The following is a 23,210-nucleotide window of genomic DNA, read 5'->3' as shown; positions in this document are numbered from 1 at the left end:
GACCCCTCCAGCGATCTCGCTGCGCCATCACGATCCGTATTCCATCATTACGCGCAAATGCGCTTCCACGGATCGCGCCAGGCCGCCGAGATCGTAGCCGCCTTCAAGCACGGAAATAAAGCGCCCGTTCGCGTGTTTGTCGGCGACATCCAGAAGTTTCCGCGTCACCCAGGCGAAATCCTCCTCGCGCAGGCCCAGGCCGCCGATCGGGTCGTTGCGGTGCGCGTCGAAGCCCGCCGAGGCGATCACCAGATCGGGCGAGAAGTCGTGCAGCGCGGGCAGAATGCGGCTCTCGAAGGCTTCCTGGAAGTGATAGGTGTCGTCGCCCCGGCGCAGCGGCGCGTTGACGATATTGCCGGCGACGCCCTGCTCGCTCCACTCCCCCGTACCCGGGAACAGCGGCATCTGATGTGTCGAGCCGTAGAACAGGTTCGGCTCGGACCAGAACATGTGTTGCGTGCCGTTGCCATGGTGAACATCGAAGTCAATCACGGCGACCCTTTCCAGCCCATGCGCTGCGCGCGCGTGGGCCGCGGCAACGGCGACATTGTTGAAGAAACAGAAGCCCATCGCCTGACGAGTCTCGGCGTGGTGGCCGGGAGGCCGGGCCGCACAGAAGGCGTTACGCGCCGCGCCGGTGACAACCTGATCCACTGCCATGATCGCGGCACCCGCTGAACGCAGCGCCGCCTCCCAGCTTTTCGGCGACATCACCGTATCGCCGCCATCGACATATACATGCCCGCTTTCCGGCGCGGCCTTTTTCACCGCCGCGATGTAGTCCGGGCCATGCATCCGCGCGATGGCGTCCTCCTCGGCAAGCGGTGCCTCCTCCCTATGCAGAAACTGGAAGCTCTCGTCCTCCAGCACCTGCTCGATGGCGCGCAGGCGGTCCGGGCGCTCGGGATGGCCATAGCCCGTGTCGTGCTCAAGGAAGACGGGATGCGAAATCAGAAGTGTCGGCATGGGGTCTTTCAGCGCCCTTGTTGTCGTGTTCTCAGCGGCCCGGAGCAGTCAGCGGCGCGGGCGGTTCGCTGTCTTCGGGCACAAAGAAATCCGGCGTCAGGTCGACGGTCGGGTCGATCCGGTAGCGGTCGAAATCGCACACGCCGTGTTCGGCAAGCAACGTGTCGTCGATGCAGAAGTTCCCGGTGAAGTCGCCCGCCGGCTTGGTCAGGATCACGTGCGCGGCGTCCGCGACAATCTCCGGGCTGCGGCTGGCGCGCATCACATCTTCGCCACCCACAATATTGGCGATAGCGGCCGTGGCGATGGTCGTGCGTGGCCACAGCGCATTGACGCCGATGCCCAGCGGCTTGAGTTCTTCGGAAAGCCCCAGAGCGCAAAGGCTCATGCCGTATTTCGCCAGCGAATAGGCCAGGTGTCCCGCAAACCACTGCGGCTTCAGGTCCAGCGGCGGCGAGAGCATCAGGATATGCGGGTTGTCCGACCGGCACAGATGCGCGATGCAGTGCTTCGAGACCATGAAGGTGCCACGCGCATTCACCTGATGCATCAGGTCGAACCGCTTCATTTCCGTTGACCGCGTATCGGTCAGGCTGATCGCGCTGGCGTTGTTCACGCAGATGTCGATACCGCCAAAGGTCTGCACCGTCTGGTCGATCGCCGCCTGCACCTGCGCCTCGTCGCGGATGTCGCAGACGATGGGCAGGGCATTACCGCCGACCTTCTCGATCTCCAGAGCCGCGGTGTAGACCGTGCCGGGCAGCTTGGGATGCGGTTCGGCCGTCTTGGCCGCCAGCGCGACGTTCGCGCCGTCCCGTGCGGCGCGCAGCCCGATGGCCAGGCCGATGCCGCGGCTGCCCCCGGAAATGAAGAGGGTTTTGCCCTCTAGGCTGCTCATGCGCGGTATCCCTTCGACGTGTCAGCCCCGCGGCCGGGCATGATCGGCTTGCCGCATGGCCTGCGCGCGATAGTCGCGCCGTTACACGTCGTTACGGTTGCGTTTCCTCAAGCGCCGCGGGTTTCGTTGTCTTTGCGGCGAAGCGTTTCTTTCAGGGTACAGAATAAAACACGCGCCGCAACCGCCGTCTCGCGTGGAGCGGGGCGGCTCAGTTACTGAATATCTCGAAGAATCGGTCCTGCTCCGGCTGCGGCCGTCGTGGTGGCTCGCGCATGATCTCGCGGCGGGCATCTTCAACCACCTGCGGATCGTCGAGCGATGCTCCAGGCGTCGTTGAGTCCGGTGCAGGCTCGGACGGTGTCTCCGCGGTCTGCGCCTCTCCGGCATCGGGGGTGTCTGGCGGCGCAGGCGTCTCCTCGATCTCCGTGCTGAAGCCGGGCAAGGGGTCCAGCGTCTCCAGCGGAATGTCGCCGAGGCTGGTATCGTCCGGGGCCCGTGCGTCCGTCTCGGCAGGACTTGCAGCACTTAGGTCCTGTCCAGGCGCGCTTTCTTCGACGGGTGGCCCGTCGGTGTCGCGCTGGCGCCGCAGCTCCTCCAGCCGCTCGACGTTGCGCTCGACCCGGGCCACAGTCAGGAACTGCTCCAGGTCATCCGCGTCGATGCGCGGCTCCAACCTGCCGAAGTTCGTTAGTGGCCCGGCGAAGGTCACGCGTACATCCGGCAATTCTTCGCCGTTCAGCACCGCACCCACATCCCAGCGGCTCGTCAGCTCCATTTCGGTCAGGTCCACGCGCGCACGAGCCTCGACCGCCAGCCCCTCAGGATCGCTGAAAACCTGCGTGTCCAGCAGGCGCAACGCACCGTCTTTCAGGCGAAGTGCGGTCTGTGCCCCGTCGTGTGCGAGGCGGCTTTCACGCAGCGGCTGGGCCAGCTGCGCCGCGACCGTCTCTTCGGGCTGGTCTTCGGCTGCCAGATAGGCCCGCGCCGTGCGCGCAAGGACCTGCGGGTCCAGCCCGCGGATTTCACCCGCTCCGAGTTCGATCCGGCCCGTGCCGGACATCACTGTCATCAGCCCGCGCGGCGACAGGCCCTCACTCTCCGCCCGCAGGCTAACCTCCGCCCGCCCCGTCGCAAGCGGCGCGCCCTGGCCGTGCGGCAACTGTGCCAGATCGAGTTCGGTGATCACGATCTCGCCATCGAATACAGTGCGCCCGCGCGCCGGCCGCAGTTCGGCCGAGGCCACTGCCTCCCCGCCATAAAGTATCCCGGACACCATCGGGACGCGCAACGCGCCGTCCTCCAGCCGGGCCATGAGTGTCGCGTCTCTCAGGATCAGGCCCTCGGCCACGGCCAGTTCGTCCGCCGCCAGCGACAGGTTGCCGGACACTCGGCTCAGCGTGTCAATCGCGAAAGGCGCGTCTGGCCAGAAAGCTTGGGCTCCTTGTTCGCGGCGCTCGAGTATCAGCGCGCCTGCACGCGCCAGATTGAACCGCCCGGCGTTGAGATTGACCTCGACCTCCGGCACCGCGCCAGACACATCGAGCCGCGCATTGCCTGTTGTCGTGTGCTCCGCCAGATCCACGCGGAGGTCGCGCGCCCGGAACACGCTACCCTCGCTCGACACCGAGGCGCGCAGGGCCAGCGCCCCGCTCCCGGCCGCAGGCAAACCGGCCAGTGCAAAGGCCTGTTCGGCCGAGGTCGCCTCCACCGTCGCCTCGCCATCGAGCCGCAATGTCGCCGGCTCCGCCGAACCATCATAGGCCAGCCGCACCTCGCTGGTCTCGAGCGCGGCCGTGCCCGTCCATGGCTCGCCAGCCGCGCCCGCGAAGTCAGCGCGTAGCCGCGCCGGGCCGGTCGCCTCCTCGATGGTCAGCCAATCGGTCAGGTCTGGGGCAATCTGGCGTGCCAGCCCACGCAGCGTCCGGTTCTCGGCATTGATCACCAAGTGATAGCGCTCACCCTCATAGATACGCGCATTGGCCAGAAGCTCGGTCTGCGCGGCCCTGCCATCTATTCGCAGCCAGTAGCCATTCTCGACCTCGCTCGGCCGCAGACTCGCCGTGACATGCAGCGGGGCCGCCGCGCGCAACCGCGCCACATGCGGGGCGAGCCACTCCGCTGCGCCCGGGACCGCTCTGGCGACCTCCTCCACCCGCGCCGCGTTGTTCGCCGCAAGACTGAGGCGCAGCTCCGGCGCAGCTTGCGTTTTTCCAAGGGGATACCGCCCGCTGCCGGTCAGCCGAAGGCCGTCGGCGCCGTGCAGCGATACTGTCTCGACCACGATCCCCTCGGGGTCAATCCGCAACCGCGTCTGCACATCGCTCGCAGCAAACTCCGGCAGGATCAGCCGGTTCGCCCGCACAGCGACTTGCCACCTCTTTGCCTGCAGCGCCGTCAGGCCGTTTTCCCGGCCGAGGAGCTTGCCGACCATCTCCGCGGTCTCACCGCGGATGTAGGGACGCAGATCAAGCGTACGCGCATCCAGATCGAGGGTCGCCGAAGCCTGATCGAAGGCCAGCCGCACGTCGCCGCTCAAGCGCGACTTGCCGAGCCGCGCGGAAATCTCCGAAATGTTGAACGCGTCTACCGCCGACTCCACTTCGCCGCTGAGCGAAAATGATTTGGCCGCCGCATCGCGCTCCTCGAACATCTCCGGCGCTGCCCATTGAAGCAGCCGTCCGAGATTGCTGCCGCTCGCGCGCACCTTTCCCGCGAGCATCGGCGCGCCGTCCTTGCGCGCGAACTGCCCCTCGAATCCAAGGCTGCTGCCCCCGGGCAATCCAGCCTGTAGAGTCTCGACGCCCCAGCCGCCATCCCCGCGCCGCGCCACGGCGTGGACATCGCGGATCAGATCGCCGCCCAGGCTGACCTGCGCGATCCGCAAGTCGATGCGTGCCCGCCGCGCCGGAACCGGAACATCGGCAAGCAGGTCCGGCAGTTGCAGCAACACCTCGGCCGGCATCCGGTCCTGAACCTGCGCGCCGGCCAGCAGGTCAAGGTCGAGCCACTGCGAGCGAAGTTCCGCATCGAGCCGCAGCCCTTGCCCCCAGGTCAGCCGGGCCGTGCCGTTCAACGTCTGCGTGCGCTGTTTGCGCGTGATCGTCACGCTGAAATCGTCGAAGTTGGCGCCATCCAGCGTGGCGCGGCCCGTCGCCTCCGCACGCCATTGCGGCGCCTGCGCGCCCGCCTCCGGCGTTTGCGGCGCGCTTGCCTCCACGTCGCCGAGGAACTCTGGCCCGTCGGTCAAGTCGCGCAAATTGCCTTCCACGCGATAGACCACCACCTCGCCGCGCGAGACGGCTTTCACCGGCATCAGCCCCTCGGCGGTCATGCTGCCCACGGAAAGCTGCAGGTCGCGCACATGATCACCGATAACGGCCTGCCCGGCGAACTTGAACGGCCCGCCCAGCGTCTCCGCGGAGAGTTCGCCGCTGACGCCGTCGACGCGCCAGCGTGCCGGCTCGCCCGGCCGGGCAACGGCGAGCGACGCCTCATTCAGCGTTACCGATTTCAGCGAGATGTCCGCGGGCATGAACGGCAGCCCACCTGCTGCTTCGCCAATGCGGGGCCACTCGACCTGCCCGTTTTCATCCAGCCCAAGGCGAAGCGAAAGCCGATCCAACTCGATCTTCCGCGCCTCAATTTGCCCACGCAGCAGCGGTGGGATCGACAGGGCCATTCGGAACGCCCGCGCAGTTGCGGATGGCGAGTCGAAGCTGCCGTCGCGATCAGCGATGCTCACCGCCTCGAAGCGCACCTCCGGCACCGGCAGAATGGTCAGATCGACGTTACCCTCGACACGCACCGGCCGACCAGCGAGCTTGCTGGCCTGGGCCTCGAACACCGGACGATACTCGTTCCAGTCCACCACATAGGGCGCGGCGAACGCGGCCGCGAAAACGACGATCAGCAGCGATGTGAGGGCCGCAAGCAGGACGTTCACGCGTGACTCCGGAATCGCGTTTCAGATCGGTCTCGGTCTGCCCCATGCAGCCGCGAGACGCAAATCCTCGTGGGCCTATGGCCGGAGATTGGCCCGGTGCCTTGCGTCCAGCCTGCAAAGATGTCGTAGTGCATTGTGTTATCGTGATACCGTAGTGTGAAAAAGCCGCGGCGGCAAACACGCGCAATTTCCAGACAGCCGGAGATGACGACCACCAACGAGCAGCCAGGCGAGACGGATGCGAACGCGCAAGAAGGTCCCGACTCGCCTGCTGATCGGGTTTCGCTGTTCTCCGCTGCCAAAGAGCGGCTGCTGCTCTTCTTCTCCGACCGTTTCACCGCCAATGTGAGCGAATTCTTCGCCGAGCGCCAGCCACTCGTGTGGGTGATGGCCCTGGTCATCGGTATCGCGGCAGCCTATGCAGCGATCCTCTTCCGTCTGGCGATCCGCTTCTTCCAGCTGCCGTGGCTCCAGACGATGGACAAGGCCACCACCGCCGCGGCAATGCAGCTTCCGTGGTGGGTGATCCTGCTTGCGCCGGCTACCGGCGGGCTGATCGTCGGGTTCATCCTGCTGCGGTTTCAGCGCGGACGCCGCCCGCACAACGTGGCGGATGTCATCGAGGCGGTGGCGATCGGCAAATGTCGCATTTCCGCGCGGGACGGGTTCCTGAGCGCGCTGATTTCCGCACTTTCGCTGGGCACCGGGGCAAGCGCGGGTCGCGAAGGTCCTGTCGTGCATCTCGGCGCGACGATCGCCTCGCAACTGGAACAGCGCTTCGACCTTGCCCCCGGCGCGCAGCGCACGCTGCTTGGCTGCGGCGTCAGCGCGGCGGTGGCCGCCTCGTTCAATGTGCCGATTGCTGGCGTGCTGTTCGCGCATGAGGTGATCCTCCGGCATTACGCCCTGCGGGCTTTCGTGCCGATCACGATCTCCAGCGTCGTCGCCACGATCATCGCGCGGGTCCATCTCGGAAATTTCCCTGCATTTATCGTGCCGGAATACTATATCGCCTCACTATGGGAGTTTCCGGCCTTCGCGCTCCTGGGGCTGACCTCGGCGGCAGTGGCAATCGCCTTCCAGTTCGCCATTATCGGGGCGGACCGGGCCGCGACGGCAACGCCTATCCCGGTCTGGCTTAAGCCGGCCGTTGGGGGGTTGTGTGTGGGTGCGATCGCGCTGAGCTTCCCGCAGGTACTCGGCGTCGGCTACGACACGACGGACGCCGCGCTCAATAGCCAGCTTGGATTGTTGATCATGCTGGCGCTGCTGCTTGCAAAGACGGCGGCAACGGCGCTGACACTCGGCTTTCGCATGGGTGGCGGCGTGTTTTCTCCCTCGCTTTATCTGGGCGCGATGACGGGCGGCGCCTTCGGGCTGATCGCGGAGAGCATCTTTCCGGCGCTTGCCTCGGGTGAAGGGCTCTACGCCATTCTCGGCATGGGCGCGGTGGCCGCCGCCGTGCTCGGCGCGCCGATCTCCACGACGCTGATCGTGTTCGAGCTCACCGGCGGCTACCAGATGACGATCGCGCTACTTCTGACCGTTTCGATTTCGAACGGTCTGACGCAAGCGGTGCACGGCGTGAGCTATTTCCACTGGCTTTTGAACAATCGTGGCCTATTTCTCCATGAGGGGCCGCATCAACATATCGTGCACAGCGTGCGGGTGCGCGACATGATGACGCCGCTGGAAGCGGAGGAGGAGGCCACCAAGCCAGAGGAAGGCCCGTATCTACAGCCGGCGCACACGCTGCGCCACGCGCTGCGCGTGTTCGACGAGACAGGGCAGGAATGGCTTCCCGTGGTGGATGCGCAGAGCGAAGACCTTATCGGCTGGGTCCGGCATTTTGACGCCATCGACGCTTACAACAAGGCGCTGGTGGCCGCACATGTGGAAGAGCACAGGTAGCGCGTGGCTTGGCCAGCGCCTGTGGTATAGTTCGGGAACATGGCAAGGAATCACGCAAACGCCGTATCGGCTGAGGCCGCGCCTCGCGCCGCAAACAAGGTGCCGCTGTCGCAGCGCGCGCGAGCGCGCCCGCCGTATCTGCACGCGCTGAACCCGGAGCAGCGCGAGGCGGTTGAAACGCTGGATGGTCCCGTCCTGGTGCTCGCTGGCGCGGGCACGGGCAAGACGCGCGTGCTCACGACCCGCATCGCGCATATCCTCGCCACAGGCCGGGCGCAGCCCTACGAAGTACTGGCCGTGACCTTCACCAACAAGGCCGCGCGCGAGATGAAGCAGCGCGTCGGCGAGATCACGGGCGGTATTGCCGAGGGGATGCCATGGCTCGGCACGTTCCACGCCATCGGAGCGCGCATCCTGCGCAGCCACGCCGAACTGGTCGACCTGCAACCCTCTTTCACGATCCTCGACACCGACGATCAGCTTCGCCTCATCAAGCAGGTCATTCAGGCCGCGGGACTGGACGAAAAGCGCTGGCCACCCCGGGTGCTCGCGAGCCTCATCGACGGCTGGAAGAACCGTGGCATCTCCGCGGACAAGCTGCCGGAAGAGGATCAGTACAGCTTTGCCGATGGCCGGGCGGGCGAGCTTTACGCCGCCTATCAGCAGCGCCTCATCGACCTGAACGCGGTCGATTTCGGCGACCTGCTTCTACAGGGCCTTCGCCTGTTCCGCGAGAACCCGGAAGTGCTGGCGCGCTATCACCGCAAGTTCAAATACCTGCTCGTTGACGAGTATCAGGACACCAACGTCGCGCAATATCTCTGGCTGAGGCTGCTCGCGCAGGGCAACCACAATGTCTGCTGCGTCGGCGACGATGACCAGTCGATCTACGGCTGGCGCGGCGCGGAGGTGGACAATATCCTGCGCTTCGAGAACGACTTCCCCGGCGCGCAGGTTATCCGGCTGGAGCGCAACTACCGCTCGACCGGGCACATCCTCGGCGCGGCGTCGGGGCTGATCGCGCATAATCAGGGCCGGTTGGGCAAGACGCTGCATACGCAGGATGGTGACGGCGAGCAGCTCTCCGTCATGGGCGTGTGGGACGACGAGGAGGAAGCGCGGCTAATTGGCGAGGACATCGAGCAGCTGCAGCGCAATGGCCACGCCCTCAACGACATAGCGATCCTGGTGCGGGCGAGCTTCCAGATGCGCGCCTTCGAGGACCGCTTCGTCACGCTGGGCCTGCCGTACCGCGTGATCGGCGGCCCGCGCTTCTATGAGCGCCAGGAGATCAAGGATGCGATCGCCTATCTGGAGGTAACCCTCAACCCGGCCAACGACCTGAAGTTCGAGCGCATCCTGAACACGCCCAAGCGCGGGCTGGGCGAGGCGACGCTAAAGGTGCTGCGCGGCCATGCGCGGCGCGAGGGCGTGCCGCTGGCCCGGGCAGCGCGGACACTGCTGGAAACCGCCGAGCTGAAGCCGAAGCCGCGCAAGGCGCTGGCCGATCTGCTCGCGCAGTTTGACCGCTGGCGCGGCGCGCTGGAGCAGATGCCGCATACCGAGCTGGCCGAACTGGTCCTAGATGAATCCGGCTACACGGCGATGTGGCAGCAGGACAAGTCACCCCAGGCGCAGACCCGGCTGGAAAACCTGAAAGAGCTGATCCGCTTCATGGGCGATTTCGATTCGCTCGCCGGCTTCCTGGAGCACGTCTCGCTGGTGATGGACGCCGAGCAGGACAGCGACGGCGACCGCGTCAGCCTGATGACGCTGCACGCCGCGAAGGGGCTGGAGTTCGACACGGTGTTCCTCCCCGGCTGGGAGGAAGGGCTGTTCCCGCATCAGCGCGCACTGGACGACAGCGGGCTCGCCGGGCTGGAGGAGGAACGGCGGCTGGCCTATGTCGGTATCACGCGGGCGCGCAAACGCTCCAAGATCACCTTCGCACAGAACCGGCGCGTGCGCGGACTGTGGCAAGCCGCGATCCCGTCACGCTTCGTCGATGAGCTGCCGGAGGAGCACGTGGAGGCCGCACCGGCACCGACTGCTTACGGCTTCGCCGCGCCGGGCAGCGACGTCAACGTCTTCGGCATGGCGCAGGCCTCAGAGCGCGATACGCCGGGCCGCCGGCGCGCCCGCGCCTACCAGAATGGCAACGGTGGGAGCCGCGGGCCTGTAACGATCGACGGCAAGCTGCTCGCCTCGGAAACCGCGGACGCGCCGTCCTTCGACCTGGGCGAGCGGATCTTCCATCAGAAGTTCGGCTACGGCGAGATCGCCCAGATCGACGGCAACAAGCTGACGGTTGATTTCGACAAGGCGGGACGCAAGCGCGTCGTCGCCTCCTTCGTCGAGCGCCATTAACGCCCCTTGCGGCCGGCCGCCCTCCGCGCTTTCCATTCCGGTCCGGCAGGGGCATAATGCCGCCGCCGTGCCGAGCCTGGAGACAAGCCGATGAGCCAGAGCGCCGTTCCAGCCGAGGAATACCCCGGCGACGAATCGCGGTCCACCGCCGTCATTGAGGATGCGAACGCCGTCGAGCCCGGCAACGTCATAGAGATCGCTGCCATCCGCGACCTTGACGGTGACGAGAAGTTCATCCCCGTCTCGCAGTTCGCGCTGGTGGAGGCGCTCGCCGCGCCGCATCGTTGGCCGGGGCATGACGCCGCGCAGGTGCGGCTTTTGTTCGACTACATAACCCGCTGGCGCAACCTCTACTACTCCGACAAGCTCGACCGCCTGACCGAAAACTATCTGCCCTTCGACCCGGACGCCGATATCTGCGGCGTGGACGATTTGCCCGAGGCGCAACTCGCGGAGCATCAGGCACGCTTGTTCGAGGAATTGCGCAAGCTGATCGAGGGCGCGAATTACGACGAGATCACGCAGGACGAGGTCGACAAGATCCTCACCGCCAACTCGCCCTATGGCGTGGCCGTCCATGTCGAGCTGAGCGAGTTCGAGGATCTGATGCTTTACGCGCGGGGGGCCACCGTGGAGGAGCGGTGGGAGCGCGACTGGCGCTGGCTGTTCCTCAAGCACCGTTGCTACCGCGTGCCGATATTCCAGCGGCTGTTCCTGGCGCTCAAGTTCAAGTCGGAGGAGGCGCGGGCGCAGGAGATCATGCGCCGGTACGGCATCAGCGAAAAGAAGGCACTCAAGCGCGTCAAGAAGGAGCGCGCGCATCTGCCGCCGCATCTCTGTCCGCACAGCATCCACATCAAGGTATTCAAGCACATCCCGCAGATCGACCTGGAGATGCTGTTCCCGAACACGCAGGTGCGCCTGAAGCACATAGACAAGATCAAGCTGTGGGTGACCGGCGGCAGTGGCGGGGTGATCGGTCTTATCACCGCTGTGCCCAAGATCATGGCCTCGACCGCGACCGTGGCGACCAACCCGATCGGTCTGATCATGGCGCTGGGTGGCCTCGGCGCGGTATTCTTTCGGCAGGTGATGAACTTCTTCAACACTCGCAACAAATACATGATGCAGCTTGCGCAGAACCTCTACTTCCAAAGCCTGTCGAACAATCGCGGCGCGCTGACGCTGCTGATCGACCGCGCCGAGGAAGAGGACATCAAGGAAGACATCCTTCTCTATTCGCTGCTGCTCAAGGAAAAGGTCTATCGCGACCAGATCGAGGACGCGAAGCAGGCGATCGAGCAATTTCTCCAGCATGAATTCGGCGTGCGCGTCGGGTTTGACATCGCGGATGCGATGAACCGGCTGAGCCGCGACGGGCTCGTTTCAGAGATGCCCGATGGCGAGTTACGCCCCCTGCCGCTCAGCGATGCGCTTGATTTCTTGCGCGGCCGATGGAGTGAGGCACTGGACCGCGACCTGACCCGGCAGGGCTACGCCGCGTGACAGCGGATGTGACATACCGGCTGACGATCTGCCCCGGGGGCGAGCCGGAGGCCCTGCGCTTCTATGAGGTGCTCAACGCCGATCTGGAAGCGCGCGACGCCGCCGAGGCCGTCAGCCTCAGCTATTACGAGGATGAGCGCGAAGGTTGGATCGTCGAGGTTATTGGCGCGGAAGTGCCCGGCCTGCCAGTAATCCGCACAGCCGCGCGCAAGGCGTTCGGCGACCCGACCGGCTTTCCACCGTTTTCCGTCGCGCGGATGCCCGATATCGACTGGGTGGCGCACAGCCAACAGGGGCTTCCGCCGGTCCGCGCTGGGACCTTCGTCGTCCACGGAAGCCACGACCGCGACCGCGTACACGGCCGTCGGCTGGGCATCCAGATCGACGCGGGCCAGGCCTTCGGCACCGCGCATCACGGCACCACGCTGGGGTGTCTCATTGCGCTGGACTGGCTGTCGCGGCTCAGGCCGATCGAGAATGTGCTGGATGTGGGCACGGGAACAGGGGTGCTGGCCATCGCGGCGGCAAAACGCGGAGCGCAAGTGCTCGCGACCGACGTCGATGAGACTGCGGTGCGTGTCGCCCGGGCCAATGTCGAGCTTAACGGCGCCGCTCATGCGGTGACCTGCCTAGAAGCTGACGGCTTGCGTCACCCGGCGATCCATGCTGGCACGCCTTATCACCTTGTGCTTGCGAACATTCTCGCAGAGCCGCTCATGGGCATGGCGAACGACATCCGCCGCGTCGTCGCACCGGGCGGGGTCGTCGTGCTGTCGGGGATCCTGCGCAATCAAGGATGGCGGGTGACCCGGCGGTTCAATGCGGCCGGGTTCGCGCTGTGGCGGCGTATCGAACGGGCGGGCTGGACCACCCTTGTCATGATACGCCGCCGCGACCTGCCAGCACGTTAGCACGGAATTGCCCGGTCATTGCGTCCGCCCCGGCGTTGGGCTTCTGATGCAACACCGGATGCCGCATTTGCCGAAAGTGCTCTAAGCACTCAGCCGCACGCTCTTGCCGTGACGCAGACGGTCGATCTGCTCGGCGGAATAGCCGATGCGGTCGAGAGTCTCGTCGTCGAGACCGCGCAGATAGCTGTCGAGTATCTGCTGCTCTTCATCTTCGCGCGATACCGGGGACGCTTTCGGCACGCGCTTGAAAAGCTCCGACAGCCGCAGGAAATTCACCGGAACCTTAATTTCGCTCATCACACTTGCCCTCTTCACCACGAGTTCGCCAATCGGACCGGGCGCGTCGTCGCACCCTGCCCCGTGATTTGGATCAGACATGTCAAGCGGAAAAGCGCCGCGTGTGCATTGCAGTAATGACCTCGGTGCATGTGTTCATGGCATGGCGTTTCGTGGGCATTGATGGGGCCGTCGGCAGCGGCTACAACCTTGGTCATGTTCCAGAATTTCGAGGATAGAGGCGGCCCGGCCGCCGTCGCTCAGCGGGTCACGCGTCTGCGGGAGGTGCTGGCGGCGCGCGGGCTCGACGCCTGGCTGACGCCGCACGCCGACACCTATCAGAACGAGTTCCAACCGCCGTCCGAAGAACGGCTTTTGTGGCTGACCGGCTTTTCCGGATCCTGGGGCCTGGCGGTGATCTTGCCCGAGAGCGCGGTGCTGTTCGTCGATGGCCGCTACACGCTGCAGGCCGGACAGCAAACGGACCGCACGGTCTTCGAGATCATCAAGGTGCCGGACACCAAGCCGGATGACTGGCTCGCCGAAAACCTGCAGAAGGGGCAGCGGCTCGGTTATGACCCGCGCCTGCAGACGATCTCCGGGGCGCGCAAGCTGCGCGAAGCCGCAGAGCAGGCTGGCGCCGAACTGATCGCCGTGCCTGACAACCCGATCGAGGCACTGTGGACGGACCGTCCGGCGCCGCCCGAAAACCCGGTGACGCTGCATCCGCTGACCTTCGCCGGCGAGGCGGCACGCGACAAGATCGCCCGGGTGCAGGAGGCGCTCAAGAAGGCTGGCGATGACGCAGTCCTGCTGAGCGCGCCGGAGTCGGTCGCTTGGCTGTTGAACATTCGTGGCAGCGACGTCGCGCACACCCCGATCGCGCTGTGCCGCGCCCTGGTGTCTGCAGACGGTTCGGTGCGGCTCTTCATCGAACCGGACCGGCTTGGCGAAGACGTCCGCGCTGAGCTAGCCCGCATCGCCACGGTCCACCCGCCCGACGCAATGGCCAACGAACTCGCCGCCTTTGCAAAGGCGGGCAAGCCAACAATCCGGCTCGACCCGAATCACGCCTCACGCTGGCTGGCCGACCTGGTCGAGGCCAGCGGTGCGGAGATCAGCGAGGCGACCGACCCCTGCGTGCGGCTCAAGGCCATCAAGAACAAGACCGAGATTGACGGCGCGCGCGCGGCGCATCTGCGGGACGGCGTGACGGTGACGCGCTTCCTCGCCTGGCTCGACGCGTCCGCGCCGGGCAACGGCATTGACGAGATCAGCGCCGCCCAACAACTCGAAGCCTTCCGTGCCGAGACCGGCCAGCTTCAGGACATCAGCTTCGACACGATCTCCGGGGCAGGACCGAACGGTGCGATCGTGCATTACCGGGTGACGCACGCGACCAACCGGCCGCTGGAGCCGGGCACGCTCTATCTCGTCGACTCCGGCGGGCAATATCGCGACGGCACGACCGACATCACGCGCACGGTCGCCATCGGCCAGCCGACCGAGGAGATGCGTCGGCGCTTCACGCTCGTCCTGAAAGGGCATATTGCTATCGCTACCGCGCGCTTCCCGAAGGGCACGCGCGGCGTGGACATCGACGGGTTCGCGCGCCGCGCGCTATGGGCAGCCGGGTTGGACTACGATCACGGGACCGGGCACGGCGTCGGCAGCTTCCTCGGTGTGCATGAGGGCCCGGCCAGCATCAGCAAGCGCGGCATGATCGAACTGGAGCCGGGCATGATCCTCTCAAACGAGCCTGGCTATTACCGTGAGGGCGAATACGGCATCCGCATCGAGAATCTGGTGCTCGTGTTGCCGGCCGAGCCGGTCGGCGGCGGGGACCGCGAGATGCTGCGCTTCGAGACGCTGACGCTCGCGCCGATCGACCGGCGACTGGTCGTGCCCCAACTGCTGACCGAGGACGAGCGCGCCTGGCTCGACGCTTATCACGCGCATGTGCACGCCAGGCTTGCCCCGCATCTGCGGGGCGAGGAGCTGGCCTGGCTGGAGCAGGCGACGCAGCCCTTTGCAGGATAAGCGCACGCCGCTTCCGCGTGCGCCATCAACTGCGCCATGTCTGCGCACAGACTGGGCAAAGCCCGTGGCTGAGGCGAACGGCGTCAGTTCCGCCGCGGCGGTAGTACTCTTCGGGCTCGCACCAAAGGCCACCGTCCGCGTTTTCCATAAGGACCTTCAAACAGAGGCTGCACACCTGGAGTGTGGGAAGGCTGGCCTGCGCGCGATATGATCTGAGCAGGGCGTCCCGATCCATCAGCGTCACGCGCGGGCGCTCGGTTTCCGCAATCAGCTGGGAGTGAAACAGGTAGCCGATCAGGACGCCATCACGGCAAATGCTGGAGATACTCATCCGTATCTCGCGGCGGACCGACGGGGCGTCACAGCGGAAAGTGAAAGAAACCGCGCGTTGACCCCCGCAATCAAGGCGATCCATGCATTCTCGATAGAAATCCTGGGTCTCGCGGCCTAGGATGAAATCCCAGATCGCCCTCCCGCAGACGTACTGCCGCGCCACCTCACGCCCGCCCTCGTTCTCCGCCGCGAACCGCTCCCAGTCCGTGCCGCCGCACTCCTTTATGACATGCTCGGAGGATGTAATGTAGGCGCAGCCGTCAAGGGCGCTGAGAAGACCGGCCGCAGAGACTTGAAACTCCGATATCACGTCACTCACCGCTTCAGGCGGGGCAGCCGAGAACAACCCTCAACAGACTTCAAAGTCTATTGATTGACTCCCGCAGATATACACCAATAATCTTGCGTCTTTATTTATTTTTAACAAAAGGCGACGCAAAAATGCTTACCTGCTATTATCGGGCCCACCAATATGAGAGACTCCAAGCCGTTATTTGTCAGCCTCTAGGGGCGAAGCGCCGTGTCGCGCGGTCGACCTGACCAGCGTTCGCGAAAACGCGACACGCTAGCGCGAGGACGTTAACCAATGACAAATCGAGAAGGCGCAAAGCAATCTTGTCTGATCGTCGACGACAACGATGAATTCCGCGAAGTGATGCGCGATGTTCTGCTTAGCGCAGACTGGGAAGTGGAAGAGGCCGTCAACGGCGATGAGGCTCTGCAGAAGATCAACGATGACGGCTTCAGCGTCGTCCTTCTCGACATCCTTATGCCGCAGAAAGACGGGCTAGAAGTGTTACTGGAATTGGAGAAGCGGCCGCAATCTGCCCGACCCCGCATCGTCGCCATGTCGGGCGGCGGCAGCAAGGTGACGGGATCGCTCGCCCTGCAGCTCGCAAAGGGGCTGGGTGCGAAGAAGCTGCTGCTCAAGCCGTTTTCGCTGAAAGAGCTTCACGAAGCTATGGAGTAAGGCGGCAGCGTGCAAGCTGCTGCCGCGCTGCATTTGACGGTACGGCGAACTGGCTGGACAGCCAAGCGCGCGCCCGATGCATCGAGCCGGACGCGCGTCGACCGAAATCAGTTGCCTTCGGTTGGAGCCGGCTCTTCGGCACGGGCCTCTTCCGCCGCCTGCCGGGCGGCTTCGGCCTCGGCACGAGCTTCCCGGGCCGCCCGCTGCGCCGCCTGCATCTGCTCTCGGGCTTCTTCTGTAGCCGCCTTCTGCTCCTTCAGCGCCTGCTGCGTTTGCGAAAGCTCTTCCTTCGTTGCGGCCAGCTCTTCCTTGGTGGCAGCAAGGTCCTCCTGCGTCGAGGCAAGCTTCTCCTGTGCCGCAGCAAGGTCGCTCTTGGTCGCTTCCAGTTCGGTACGGGCGCTGGACAGTTCGTCCCTCAGCGCAGCTAACTCTTGGGACTCATCCCGCGTCTCCGCCCGCAGTTCCTCGGTGGTTGCGGTCAACTCTTCGTTCTGCGCGGTCAACTGCTCGTTTTGGGCAGCCAACTCTTCGTTCTGCGCGGTCAACTCCTCGATCTGCTGTTCCAGTTCACTGATCCGCGCCTGGCGCGCCTCAAGCTGGTCGCTGAGCCGGTCAACCTCGGCGCGGGCTTCCTCGGCGGCCTGCTGCGCTTCTTCCAGGCTGCTCTCGGCGGCCGCCCGCGCTTCTTCGGCCTCCTGCTGCGCGGTCTGCGCCGCGGCCAGCTCATCGGCCAGACGCGCCTGCTCGTTATACGCCCACACGGCCGCGCCGATGGCCACCACCGCGACGATCAAAAGGAGAAATGTCAGGACTGAACGGTTCATAAGGCTCCCCCGGACTGGTCATGCAAAACACCGTGACTTTGCTAGCGTATTTTGCCCACCGGGGGAATCAGCTTTTGGGCGGCCGCTGCGGCGAATGCAAGTCCGCGGCGCTCAGGTCACGCGGACCACGCCCATCATGCCCGCTTCCATGTGCTCGGGGATGTGGCAGTGGAACATCCAGTCGCCCGGGTTGTCGGCGACAAAGGCGACCTCGACCCGATCGTCCGGGGCCATCAGCACCGTGTCCTGCCAAGGCTTGTGCCGCACCGGCTCGCCATTGCGCGAGAGGACGCGGAAATGATGCCCGTGCAGATGGATCGGATGAAAGAAAGCGCTCTGGTTGACCATGTCGAGAATATGCGTCGTGCCGCGCTGCATTGTGACCATCGGCTCCATGACATGGCCATGCGCCGCTACGCCGTTGATCGCCCAAGCGAGGCCGGCGCGGACCATGCTGCGCATGTCGCGCCATTCGCCGCGGACTTGCGCCCCACGCATCCCGCCCATGGCGCCGCCGGTAAAGCTGATTTCGTGGCGCGTAGCGTTCGCAACGTCCGGTTCCGTCAGCGGGTTGGCGGGTAGCGCGAGAGTCCAGTCGGGCGGCGCGTCGCGCAGCGGTTCCTCGTCGTAGACGAAATCCACCAGCCGATAATCGCGCCCCTGATAGAAGCGGTCGACGACACGCGTGCGGCTGCCGGCTGGTTCCATCATGTCGAGGATCAGGTCGACGCGCATCGCGGGGCCGAGCACCACCATCCCGCCGCGCGGCGTATGGGGCTCCACCGGCTGGCCGTCCAGCGCGACAATCACCGGCGCGTGCGCCCCAAGGTCCAGCGCGAAGTTCCGCGCATTCGCCGCGTTGATGAGGCGCAGGCGGATGCGCTCGCCCCGGCGCACCTTGAAGGTCTCGGGGATCGCGCCGTTGATCGTCACCGTGTTGCCGATGCGCCCGGCATGGGTGATGTCGTGGAAGTGGCCGAAGTCCTCGGTGATCTGCGCGCTGCGCGCCAGCCGCCAGTCATCGAGCACCCAGGTGATGTCGCGGTCCACGCGCGGCGGGTCGCGCTCCTCGATGATCAGCGGACCGTAGAGGCCGCGCGCGGTCTGTTCGGCGCTGCGCATGTGCGGGTGATACCAGAATGTGCCGGCGTCCACGGCATCGAATTCGTAGACGAAGCGCCCGCCCGGCGCGATCGGCGCTTGCGTCAGGTGCGGGACGCCGTCCATCGCGTTGGGCAGGCGGATGCCGTGCCAGTGGACGGTGGTCGGCTCATCGAGCGTGTTGGTGACGATGACGCGCAGCCGCTCGCCCTGGCGCACGCGCAGTTCCGGGCCGGGCAGCGCGCCGTTGTAGCTCCAGATGCGGGTGGCGGGCGCGGGCTGCGGCGCGATCTGCACTTCGGCGGGGCCGATGTCGAGCGCAAATTCGCGCGCGCCGTCAGCCGCCAGCGCGGGCCAGCGGCCGCCAGCGAGCAGCGAGGCGGAGCCGAGTGCGCCGGCGAGAACCGCGCGGCGGGATGGGGTGCAGCGGCCTTCGCTCATGGCGTCCTCCTTGTGTTTGCATTAAAGGAAAAGGATAGCACCGACACACGCCAGCGCCAGCGCCTCCGCTGGGGGATCTCACACTCATTCCACCTTGAAACAAGACCTGAAGAAGGGATAGGCATAGGATCACGTTAGCTCGCGATGAATACGGCGAGCCATCAGAATTCAACGATCGCAGATTTTAAAATTTTAGGCACTCTTATACAATCGTCAGGGGGCTGCGATGGACTGGGCAACAATATTCATCGGCATCATCGCTTTGATTGGTGGGATTGCAATTGGGCTTAAGTTACAAGCCAACAATGATCGCCATAAAATCAAGGAACTTATGCGCTCACAGGCCCATGATCGCTTTCACTACCTTGCCACGCTCAGGCGTGAAATTGCGAACATTCTGATCTGGCAGAACCCCGATCGTTTCCTCGCGATGTATGAAAATATAATGTTGGAACTTCAAAACGTCTCCGATATGAATCGAGACGCCTTGAAAAAACGGTTTGATGATCTTGTCGAAAAATATCCACATTTTATTGATTTTGACGCCATCGGCACGAAAGATTACGTCTTATATCCAGATGCAATTGATTGGAAAACAAATAATGATCTGGAGGAATATTACAAAGATAACCTCCGATTTACATTTTATGCCACGGAACTCGTAAAGAGCTGGCAAATCTTTCGCTACTACCGCAATCCGCATGTTGATCATGCACGGCGTTATGCGCAACGCGTAAAAGACACACATCTAAAAGAAAAAATGCTACACGCCGTAGAGACTATCGACGTTGTGAAAAGATATGGCGATATAGATTTTGATTTCGAGCTCGACAGCGACAAATTTCACGCTAAAAGGCTTTTCCCAGATACCCCTGATCTTCAAATTGGCATTCACCTCAAAAAAGAGAATGAATACGGCATATACAGCGTGTTTGTGGATGACAAAATATTCAAAAATTACTATCGTTCTTGCCCTAATTTTGAGACTCAACAACCGCTCGATACAATTAACGATTGGAATAAGATTTTATATTTAGAAGAGTGAATATCAAAATTTTTATTCTTTCTTTGAGCACGAGCCCATAAACGCTTTGGCGCTCCCGTTAACATGCGCTTTAGAAGCAAAATAATCGCCATTTACTCTATTGATTATGTAGCTACTAACGATGGTTTTATCACTATAATTCTGCTTGCATCTATAAAAAATTTCGGTTTCACTAACTTCGATTTTTTCTTCACCATCCTCGCAATTGTTCGGCGTGTCCAAGTGTATCAAGTCTCTCCCTTGCATTTCGAGAACGAAGATATCGCTGATGCCTTCACCGTACCGAAATTTTCCATTTTTTGAACTCCAGATTGTCTTGACCTGACAATCGAGGAAAAGCGGTTCTGCCGCAACATGTGCGTATGGCAGAATCATAAGCAACGACAGAATACAAGACTTGAACAGGGTGCTCATGGGAAATCAAATGGGATCATTTGCCCAACATGTGGCGGTCCCGGCAGGATTCGAACCTGCGACCTCCAGCTTCGGAGGCTGGCGCTCTATCCAACTGAGCTACGGGACCGAACGCGCGCCAGCATAGCGCGCCCCTCAAAGAATTGCACGCTCACGCCCCGGCGATGCAAGAGATTTCTCGCCCCCCGGCGCAGCCGGCGCATCGCGGCTGCGGATGGCGGCGCAAACGGCTTTGCCCCATGCCGCTACACCCCATATAGTCGCGCATCATGTCGAAACGAAGCACATCCGCCAGCCCGAAACACGCGCCCGCGCTGGACGAAAGCGCGCATATCTACCTGATCGACGGCTCGGCCTACATCTTCCGCGCCTATTTCGCCATGTTCAAGGCCAGCCAGGCGCGCGGCGCGAGCTTCACCCGCTCCGACGGCACGCCCACCGGCGCGGTCATGACGTTTTGCAACATGCTGTGGAAGCTGCTGCGCGAGGGGCTGGATGATGGCAAGCCCACCCATGTCGGCGTTGTGTTCGACCATTCCGGCGAGAGCTTCCGCAACGAGATCTACGACGCCTACAAGGCCAACCGCGACGAGCCGCCGGAAGAGCTGGTGCCGCAGTTCCCGCTGATCCGTGAGGCGGTGCGCGCCTTCGGCCTGACGCCCATCGAGCAGGAGGGCTACGAGGCCGACGACCTGATCGCCACCTATGTGGCGCAGGCAAAGGGCACCGGCGCGGAGATCACAATCGTCTCCGGCGACAAGGACCTGATGCAGCTCGTGGGCGATGACGTTTCGATGTATGACCCGATGCCGGGCAACGAGCGGCGGATCGGCCGTGACGAGGTCGTCAAGAAGTTCGGGGTCGGGCCGGACAAGGTCGTCGAGGTGCAGGCGCTGGCGGGCGACAGCACCGACAACATCCCCGGAATTCCCGGCATCGGCGTGAAGACCGCGGCGCAGCTCATCGAGCAGTTCGGCGATGTCGAGACGCTGCTGGAGCGCGCCGGCGAGATCAAGCAGAACAAGCGCCGCGAGAACGTCATCCAATATGCCGAGCAGGCGCGCATCTCACGCAAGCTGGTGGAACTGGACAGCGAGGTGCCGCTGGAGCATCCGCTGGAAGAGCTGGGCTCGCCGGAGGTGGACGGCAAGAAGCTGATCGCCTTCTGCAAGGCGATGGAGTTCACGACGCTCACAAAGCGCGTGGCCGACGCTTATGGCCTGGACATGGACAAGGTCGCGGCGGATGAGAGCCTTGCCCCCGACGGCGAGCCCGCCGAGGACGCGGACGACGATGAAACAACCGACGGCGCGCCCGGCCCGGCGCATCTGGCCACGCACCGGGCCAAGGCGATTCGCGACATCCCGATCGACCGCGACGCCTATGAGACCGTCACGACGCTGGAGCGGCTGAACGAATGGCTCGCCCGCGCGCGGGAGCAGGGCTACTTCGCTTTCGACATCGAAACGACCTCGCTCAGCGCCATGCGCGCCGAGGTCGTCGGCGTGTCCATGGCGTTGAAGCCCGGCGAAGCCTGCTACGTGCCGATGGCGCACCGCAAGGCCGACGAACTCGACTTTGGCGACGCCAACGGGCTGGCGCAGGTGCCACGCGATGCCGCGCTCGAAGCGCTCAAGCCGGTGCTGGAAGACGATGGCATCCTCAAGATCGGGCAGAACCTGAAATACGACTATCTCGTTCTGCTCGGGCTGGGCATCGAGATGCGCGCCATCGACGACACCATGCTGATCTCCTACGCGCTCGACACGGGGCGCGGCACGCACGGGATGGACGAACTCGCGCGGCGGCACCTCGGCCATACCTGCATCACTTACAAGGAGGTCGCGGGCACCGGCAAAGCGCAGGTGACGTTCGACCTTGTGCCGATCGACAAGGCCACCGCCTATGCCGCCGAGGACGCCGACGTGACGCTGCGCCTGTGGCTGATGCTCAAGCCGCGCCTCGCCGCCGAAGGGATGACGGCGGTGTACGAGACCCTGGAGCGCCCGATGGTACCCGTGCTAGCGCGCATGGAGCATTACGGCATCAAGGTGGATCGCGACGCGCTTTCCCGCCTGTCCGGCGACTTTGCGCAGAAGCTTGGCGCGCTGGAATCCGAGATTTACGAACTGGCGGGCGAGGAATTTAATATCGGCTCCACGAAACAGCTCGCGGACCTGCTGTTCGGCAAGCTCGGCTATCCCGGCGGGCGCAAGACCAAGACCGGCGCATGGAGCACGGGCGCGCGCGTTCTGGAAGACCTCGTGGCGGACGAGTCGCTCACCGAGGCGCAGCGGCAGTTGCCCATCAAGCTGCTTGAATGGCGCCAGCTCTCCAAGCTGAAGAACACCTATACCGACACCCTGCCGGACTATATCCACCCGGACACGGGCCGCATCCACACCAGCTATTCGCTCGGCTCGGTCCGCACCGGCCGGCTCGCCTCGACCGAGCCAAACTTGCAGAACATCCCGATCCGCACCCGCGAGGGCCGGCAGATCCGCACAGCCTTCGTCGCACAGGACGGCCACAAGCTGATCTCGGCGGACTACAGCCAGATCGAGCTGCGCGTGCTCGCGCATATCGCCGACATTCAGGCCCTGAAGCGGGCCTTCGCCGAAGGGCTCGACATCCATGCGATGACCGCCTCGGAGATGTTCGGCTTCCCGATCGAGAAGATGCCGCCGGAAATCCGCAGCCGCGCCAAGGCGATCAATTTCGGCATCATCTACGGCATCTCGGCCTTCGGCCTGGCGCAGCAGCTCGGCATCCCGCGCTCTGAGGCCGGCGAGTACATCAAGAAGTATTTTGAGCGCTTCCCCGGCATCCGCGACTACATGGAAGAGATGAAGGCCGAGGCGCACGACAAGGGTTATGTGCGCACGATCTTCGGCCGCAAGATTCACTTCCCCGAGCTGGAAACGGCGACGCAGGCCGCACGCGGCAACTTCGAGCGCGCCGCGATCAACGCGCCGATTCAGGGGTCGGCCGCCGATATCCTGCGCCGGGCGATGATCCGGATGCCGGACGCGCTGGCTGAGGCGGGGCTGTCCGCGCGGATGCTCCTGCAAGTGCATGACGAGCTGATCATCGAAGCACGCGAGGACGAGGTCGAACCAACCATCGACACCGCAGTGCAGATCATGAGCGCAGCCAACGAGCCGGCCGTGGACGTCTCGGTGCCGCTCAAGGTCGACGCACGCGCGGCGGATAACTGGGACGACGCGCACTAAGGCGGGCGTGCGGCAGAGGGATCGGGACGGC

16 protein-coding genes and 1 tRNA gene are annotated in these 23,210 nt (G+C 64.1%); 8 read left to right on the top strand and 9 right to left on the bottom strand.

The window, feature by feature from the left end; genetic code table 11:
- Nucleotides 1-27: 27 nt before the first annotated feature.
- From BXY53_RS03165 to BXY53_RS03155, 3 genes are all read right to left on the bottom strand, one after another.
- On the bottom strand, nucleotides 28-966 hold the full coding sequence (locus BXY53_RS03165; protein WP_119060469.1) for a histone deacetylase family protein: 939 nt from the start codon (nucleotides 964-966) through the stop codon (nucleotides 28-30).
- Nucleotides 967-997: 31 nt separating this feature from the next.
- Nucleotides 998-1,864 (bottom strand): SDR family oxidoreductase, encoded by an 867-nt coding sequence (locus tag BXY53_RS03160; RefSeq protein ID WP_119060468.1) that lies wholly within the window; start codon nucleotides 1,862-1,864, stop codon nucleotides 998-1,000.
- A 208-nt stretch (nucleotides 1,865-2,072) separates the two neighbouring features.
- Nucleotides 2,073-5,807 carry an AsmA family protein gene (locus BXY53_RS03155; RefSeq protein ID WP_119060467.1) on the bottom strand — a complete coding sequence of 1,245 codons (3,735 nt, stop codon included), beginning with the start codon at nucleotides 5,805-5,807 and terminating at the stop codon, nucleotides 2,073-2,075.
- A 204-nt stretch (nucleotides 5,808-6,011) separates the two neighbouring features.
- Here BXY53_RS03155 and BXY53_RS03150 point away from each other — a divergent pair, with 204 nt between their 5' ends.
- The 4 genes from BXY53_RS03150 to BXY53_RS03135 all read left to right on the top strand — a co-directional run bounded on the left by BXY53_RS03150 (nucleotide 6,012) and on the right by BXY53_RS03135 (nucleotide 12,502).
- On the top strand, nucleotides 6,012-7,718 hold the full coding sequence (locus tag BXY53_RS03150) for a chloride channel protein (RefSeq protein WP_119060466.1): 1,707 nt from the start codon (nucleotides 6,012-6,014) through the stop codon (nucleotides 7,716-7,718).
- Nucleotides 7,719-7,757: 39 nt separating this feature from the next.
- A complete protein-coding gene (locus BXY53_RS03145; RefSeq protein ID WP_119060465.1) occupies nucleotides 7,758-10,085 on the top strand; it encodes an ATP-dependent helicase in 2,328 nt (775 codons plus the stop codon).
- Between the two features lie 90 nt (nucleotides 10,086-10,175).
- Nucleotides 10,176-11,591, top strand: a complete 1,416-nt coding sequence (locus BXY53_RS03140) for a TMEM143 family protein (RefSeq protein WP_119060464.1) — start codon at nucleotides 10,176-10,178, stop codon at nucleotides 11,589-11,591.
- The gene (locus tag BXY53_RS03135; protein WP_119060463.1) at nucleotides 11,588-12,502 is read left to right on the top strand and encodes a 50S ribosomal protein L11 methyltransferase; all 915 of its coding nucleotides are present in this window, start codon (nucleotides 11,588-11,590) and stop codon (nucleotides 12,500-12,502) included. The genes BXY53_RS03140 and BXY53_RS03135 overlap by 4 nt, the downstream gene beginning before the upstream one ends.
- A gap of 81 nt (nucleotides 12,503-12,583) precedes the next feature.
- Here BXY53_RS03135 and BXY53_RS03130 read toward each other — a convergent pair whose 3' ends face one another.
- Nucleotides 12,584-12,799 (bottom strand): hypothetical protein, encoded by a 216-nt coding sequence (locus tag BXY53_RS03130; RefSeq protein WP_119060462.1) that lies wholly within the window; start codon nucleotides 12,797-12,799, stop codon nucleotides 12,584-12,586.
- A 195-nt stretch (nucleotides 12,800-12,994) separates the two neighbouring features.
- Between BXY53_RS03130 and BXY53_RS03125 the strand changes: the two genes are divergently transcribed.
- Complete coding sequence (locus tag BXY53_RS03125) at nucleotides 12,995-14,818, top strand: aminopeptidase P family protein (RefSeq protein WP_119060461.1); 1,824 nt, start codon at nucleotides 12,995-12,997, stop codon at nucleotides 14,816-14,818.
- A gap of 25 nt (nucleotides 14,819-14,843) precedes the next feature.
- On the opposite strand, the gene BXY53_RS13975 is transcribed toward BXY53_RS03125, so the two are convergent.
- The gene (locus BXY53_RS13975; protein WP_147361488.1) at nucleotides 14,844-15,149 is read right to left on the bottom strand and encodes a hypothetical protein; all 306 of its coding nucleotides are present in this window, start codon (nucleotides 15,147-15,149) and stop codon (nucleotides 14,844-14,846) included.
- Between the two features lie 588 nt (nucleotides 15,150-15,737).
- On the opposite strand from BXY53_RS13975, the gene BXY53_RS03115 reads away from it, so the two are divergent.
- Entirely contained in the window at nucleotides 15,738-16,121 is a 384-nt protein-coding gene (locus BXY53_RS03115; protein WP_119060459.1) for a response regulator, read from the top strand.
- A gap of 107 nt (nucleotides 16,122-16,228) precedes the next feature.
- Here BXY53_RS03115 and BXY53_RS03110 read toward each other — a convergent pair whose 3' ends face one another.
- Nucleotides 16,229-16,945 (bottom strand): hypothetical protein, encoded by a 717-nt coding sequence (locus BXY53_RS03110; protein WP_119060458.1) that lies wholly within the window; start codon nucleotides 16,943-16,945, stop codon nucleotides 16,229-16,231.
- 111 nt (nucleotides 16,946-17,056) lie between these two features.
- A complete protein-coding gene (locus tag BXY53_RS03105; RefSeq protein WP_119060457.1) occupies nucleotides 17,057-18,487 on the bottom strand; it encodes a multicopper oxidase family protein in 1,431 nt (476 codons plus the stop codon).
- Nucleotides 18,488-18,713: 226 nt separating this feature from the next.
- Here BXY53_RS03105 and BXY53_RS13970 point away from each other — a divergent pair, with 226 nt between their 5' ends.
- Entirely contained in the window at nucleotides 18,714-19,532 is an 819-nt protein-coding gene (locus BXY53_RS13970; protein WP_147361487.1) for a hypothetical protein, read from the top strand.
- Between the two features lie 12 nt (nucleotides 19,533-19,544).
- On the opposite strand, the gene BXY53_RS13965 is transcribed toward BXY53_RS13970, so the two are convergent.
- On the bottom strand, nucleotides 19,545-19,946 hold the full coding sequence (locus BXY53_RS13965) for a hypothetical protein (protein WP_147361486.1): 402 nt from the start codon (nucleotides 19,944-19,946) through the stop codon (nucleotides 19,545-19,547).
- A gap of 32 nt (nucleotides 19,947-19,978) precedes the next feature.
- Nucleotides 19,979-20,055 (bottom strand) — tRNA-Arg (locus tag BXY53_RS03085).
- A gap of 160 nt (nucleotides 20,056-20,215) precedes the next feature.
- Here BXY53_RS03085 and polA point away from each other — a divergent pair.
- Nucleotides 20,216-23,179, top strand: coding sequence for a DNA polymerase I (gene polA, locus BXY53_RS03080; RefSeq protein WP_119060453.1), 2,964 nt, complete (start codon nucleotides 20,216-20,218; stop codon nucleotides 23,177-23,179).
- Nucleotides 23,180-23,210: the final 31 nt, after the last annotated feature.

The organism is Dichotomicrobium thermohalophilum (genome assembly GCF_003550175.1).
GTDB lineage: Bacteria > Pseudomonadota > Alphaproteobacteria > Rhizobiales > Rhodomicrobiaceae > Dichotomicrobium > Dichotomicrobium thermohalophilum.
The sequence above is the reverse complement of the archived record's forward strand: the minus strand, read 5'-3'. Positions and strand labels throughout refer to the sequence as shown.

Coding starts and splice junctions, on each gene's coding strand:
- BXY53_RS03160 (WP_119060468.1), bottom strand. CDS start 1,864: ATGAGCAGCCTAGAGGGCAAAACCCTCTTCATTTCCGGGGGCAGCCGC.
- BXY53_RS13965 (WP_147361486.1), bottom strand. CDS start 19,946: ATGAGCACCCTGTTCAAGTCTTGTATTCTGTCGTTGCTTATGATTCTG.
- polA (WP_119060453.1), top strand. CDS start 20,216: ATGTCGAAACGAAGCACATCCGCCAGCCCGAAACACGCGCCCGCGCTG.
- BXY53_RS03165 (WP_119060469.1), bottom strand. CDS start 966: ATGCCGACACTTCTGATTTCGCATCCCGTCTTCCTTGAGCACGACACG.
- BXY53_RS03110 (WP_119060458.1), bottom strand. CDS start 16,945: ATGAACCGTTCAGTCCTGACATTTCTCCTTTTGATCGTCGCGGTGGTG.
- BXY53_RS03150 (WP_119060466.1), top strand. CDS start 6,012: ATGACGACCACCAACGAGCAGCCAGGCGAGACGGATGCGAACGCGCAA.
- BXY53_RS13975 (WP_147361488.1), bottom strand. CDS start 15,149: ATGAGTATCTCCAGCATTTGCCGTGATGGCGTCCTGATCGGCTACCTG.
- BXY53_RS03130 (WP_119060462.1), bottom strand. CDS start 12,799: ATGAGCGAAATTAAGGTTCCGGTGAATTTCCTGCGGCTGTCGGAGCTT.
- BXY53_RS13970 (WP_147361487.1), top strand. CDS start 18,714: ATGGACTGGGCAACAATATTCATCGGCATCATCGCTTTGATTGGTGGG.
- BXY53_RS03105 (WP_119060457.1), bottom strand. CDS start 18,487: ATGAGCGAAGGCCGCTGCACCCCATCCCGCCGCGCGGTTCTCGCCGGC.
- BXY53_RS03145 (WP_119060465.1), top strand. CDS start 7,758: ATGGCAAGGAATCACGCAAACGCCGTATCGGCTGAGGCCGCGCCTCGC.
- BXY53_RS03125 (WP_119060461.1), top strand. CDS start 12,995: ATGTTCCAGAATTTCGAGGATAGAGGCGGCCCGGCCGCCGTCGCTCAG.
- BXY53_RS03115 (WP_119060459.1), top strand. CDS start 15,738: ATGACAAATCGAGAAGGCGCAAAGCAATCTTGTCTGATCGTCGACGAC.
- BXY53_RS03140 (WP_119060464.1), top strand. CDS start 10,176: ATGAGCCAGAGCGCCGTTCCAGCCGAGGAATACCCCGGCGACGAATCG.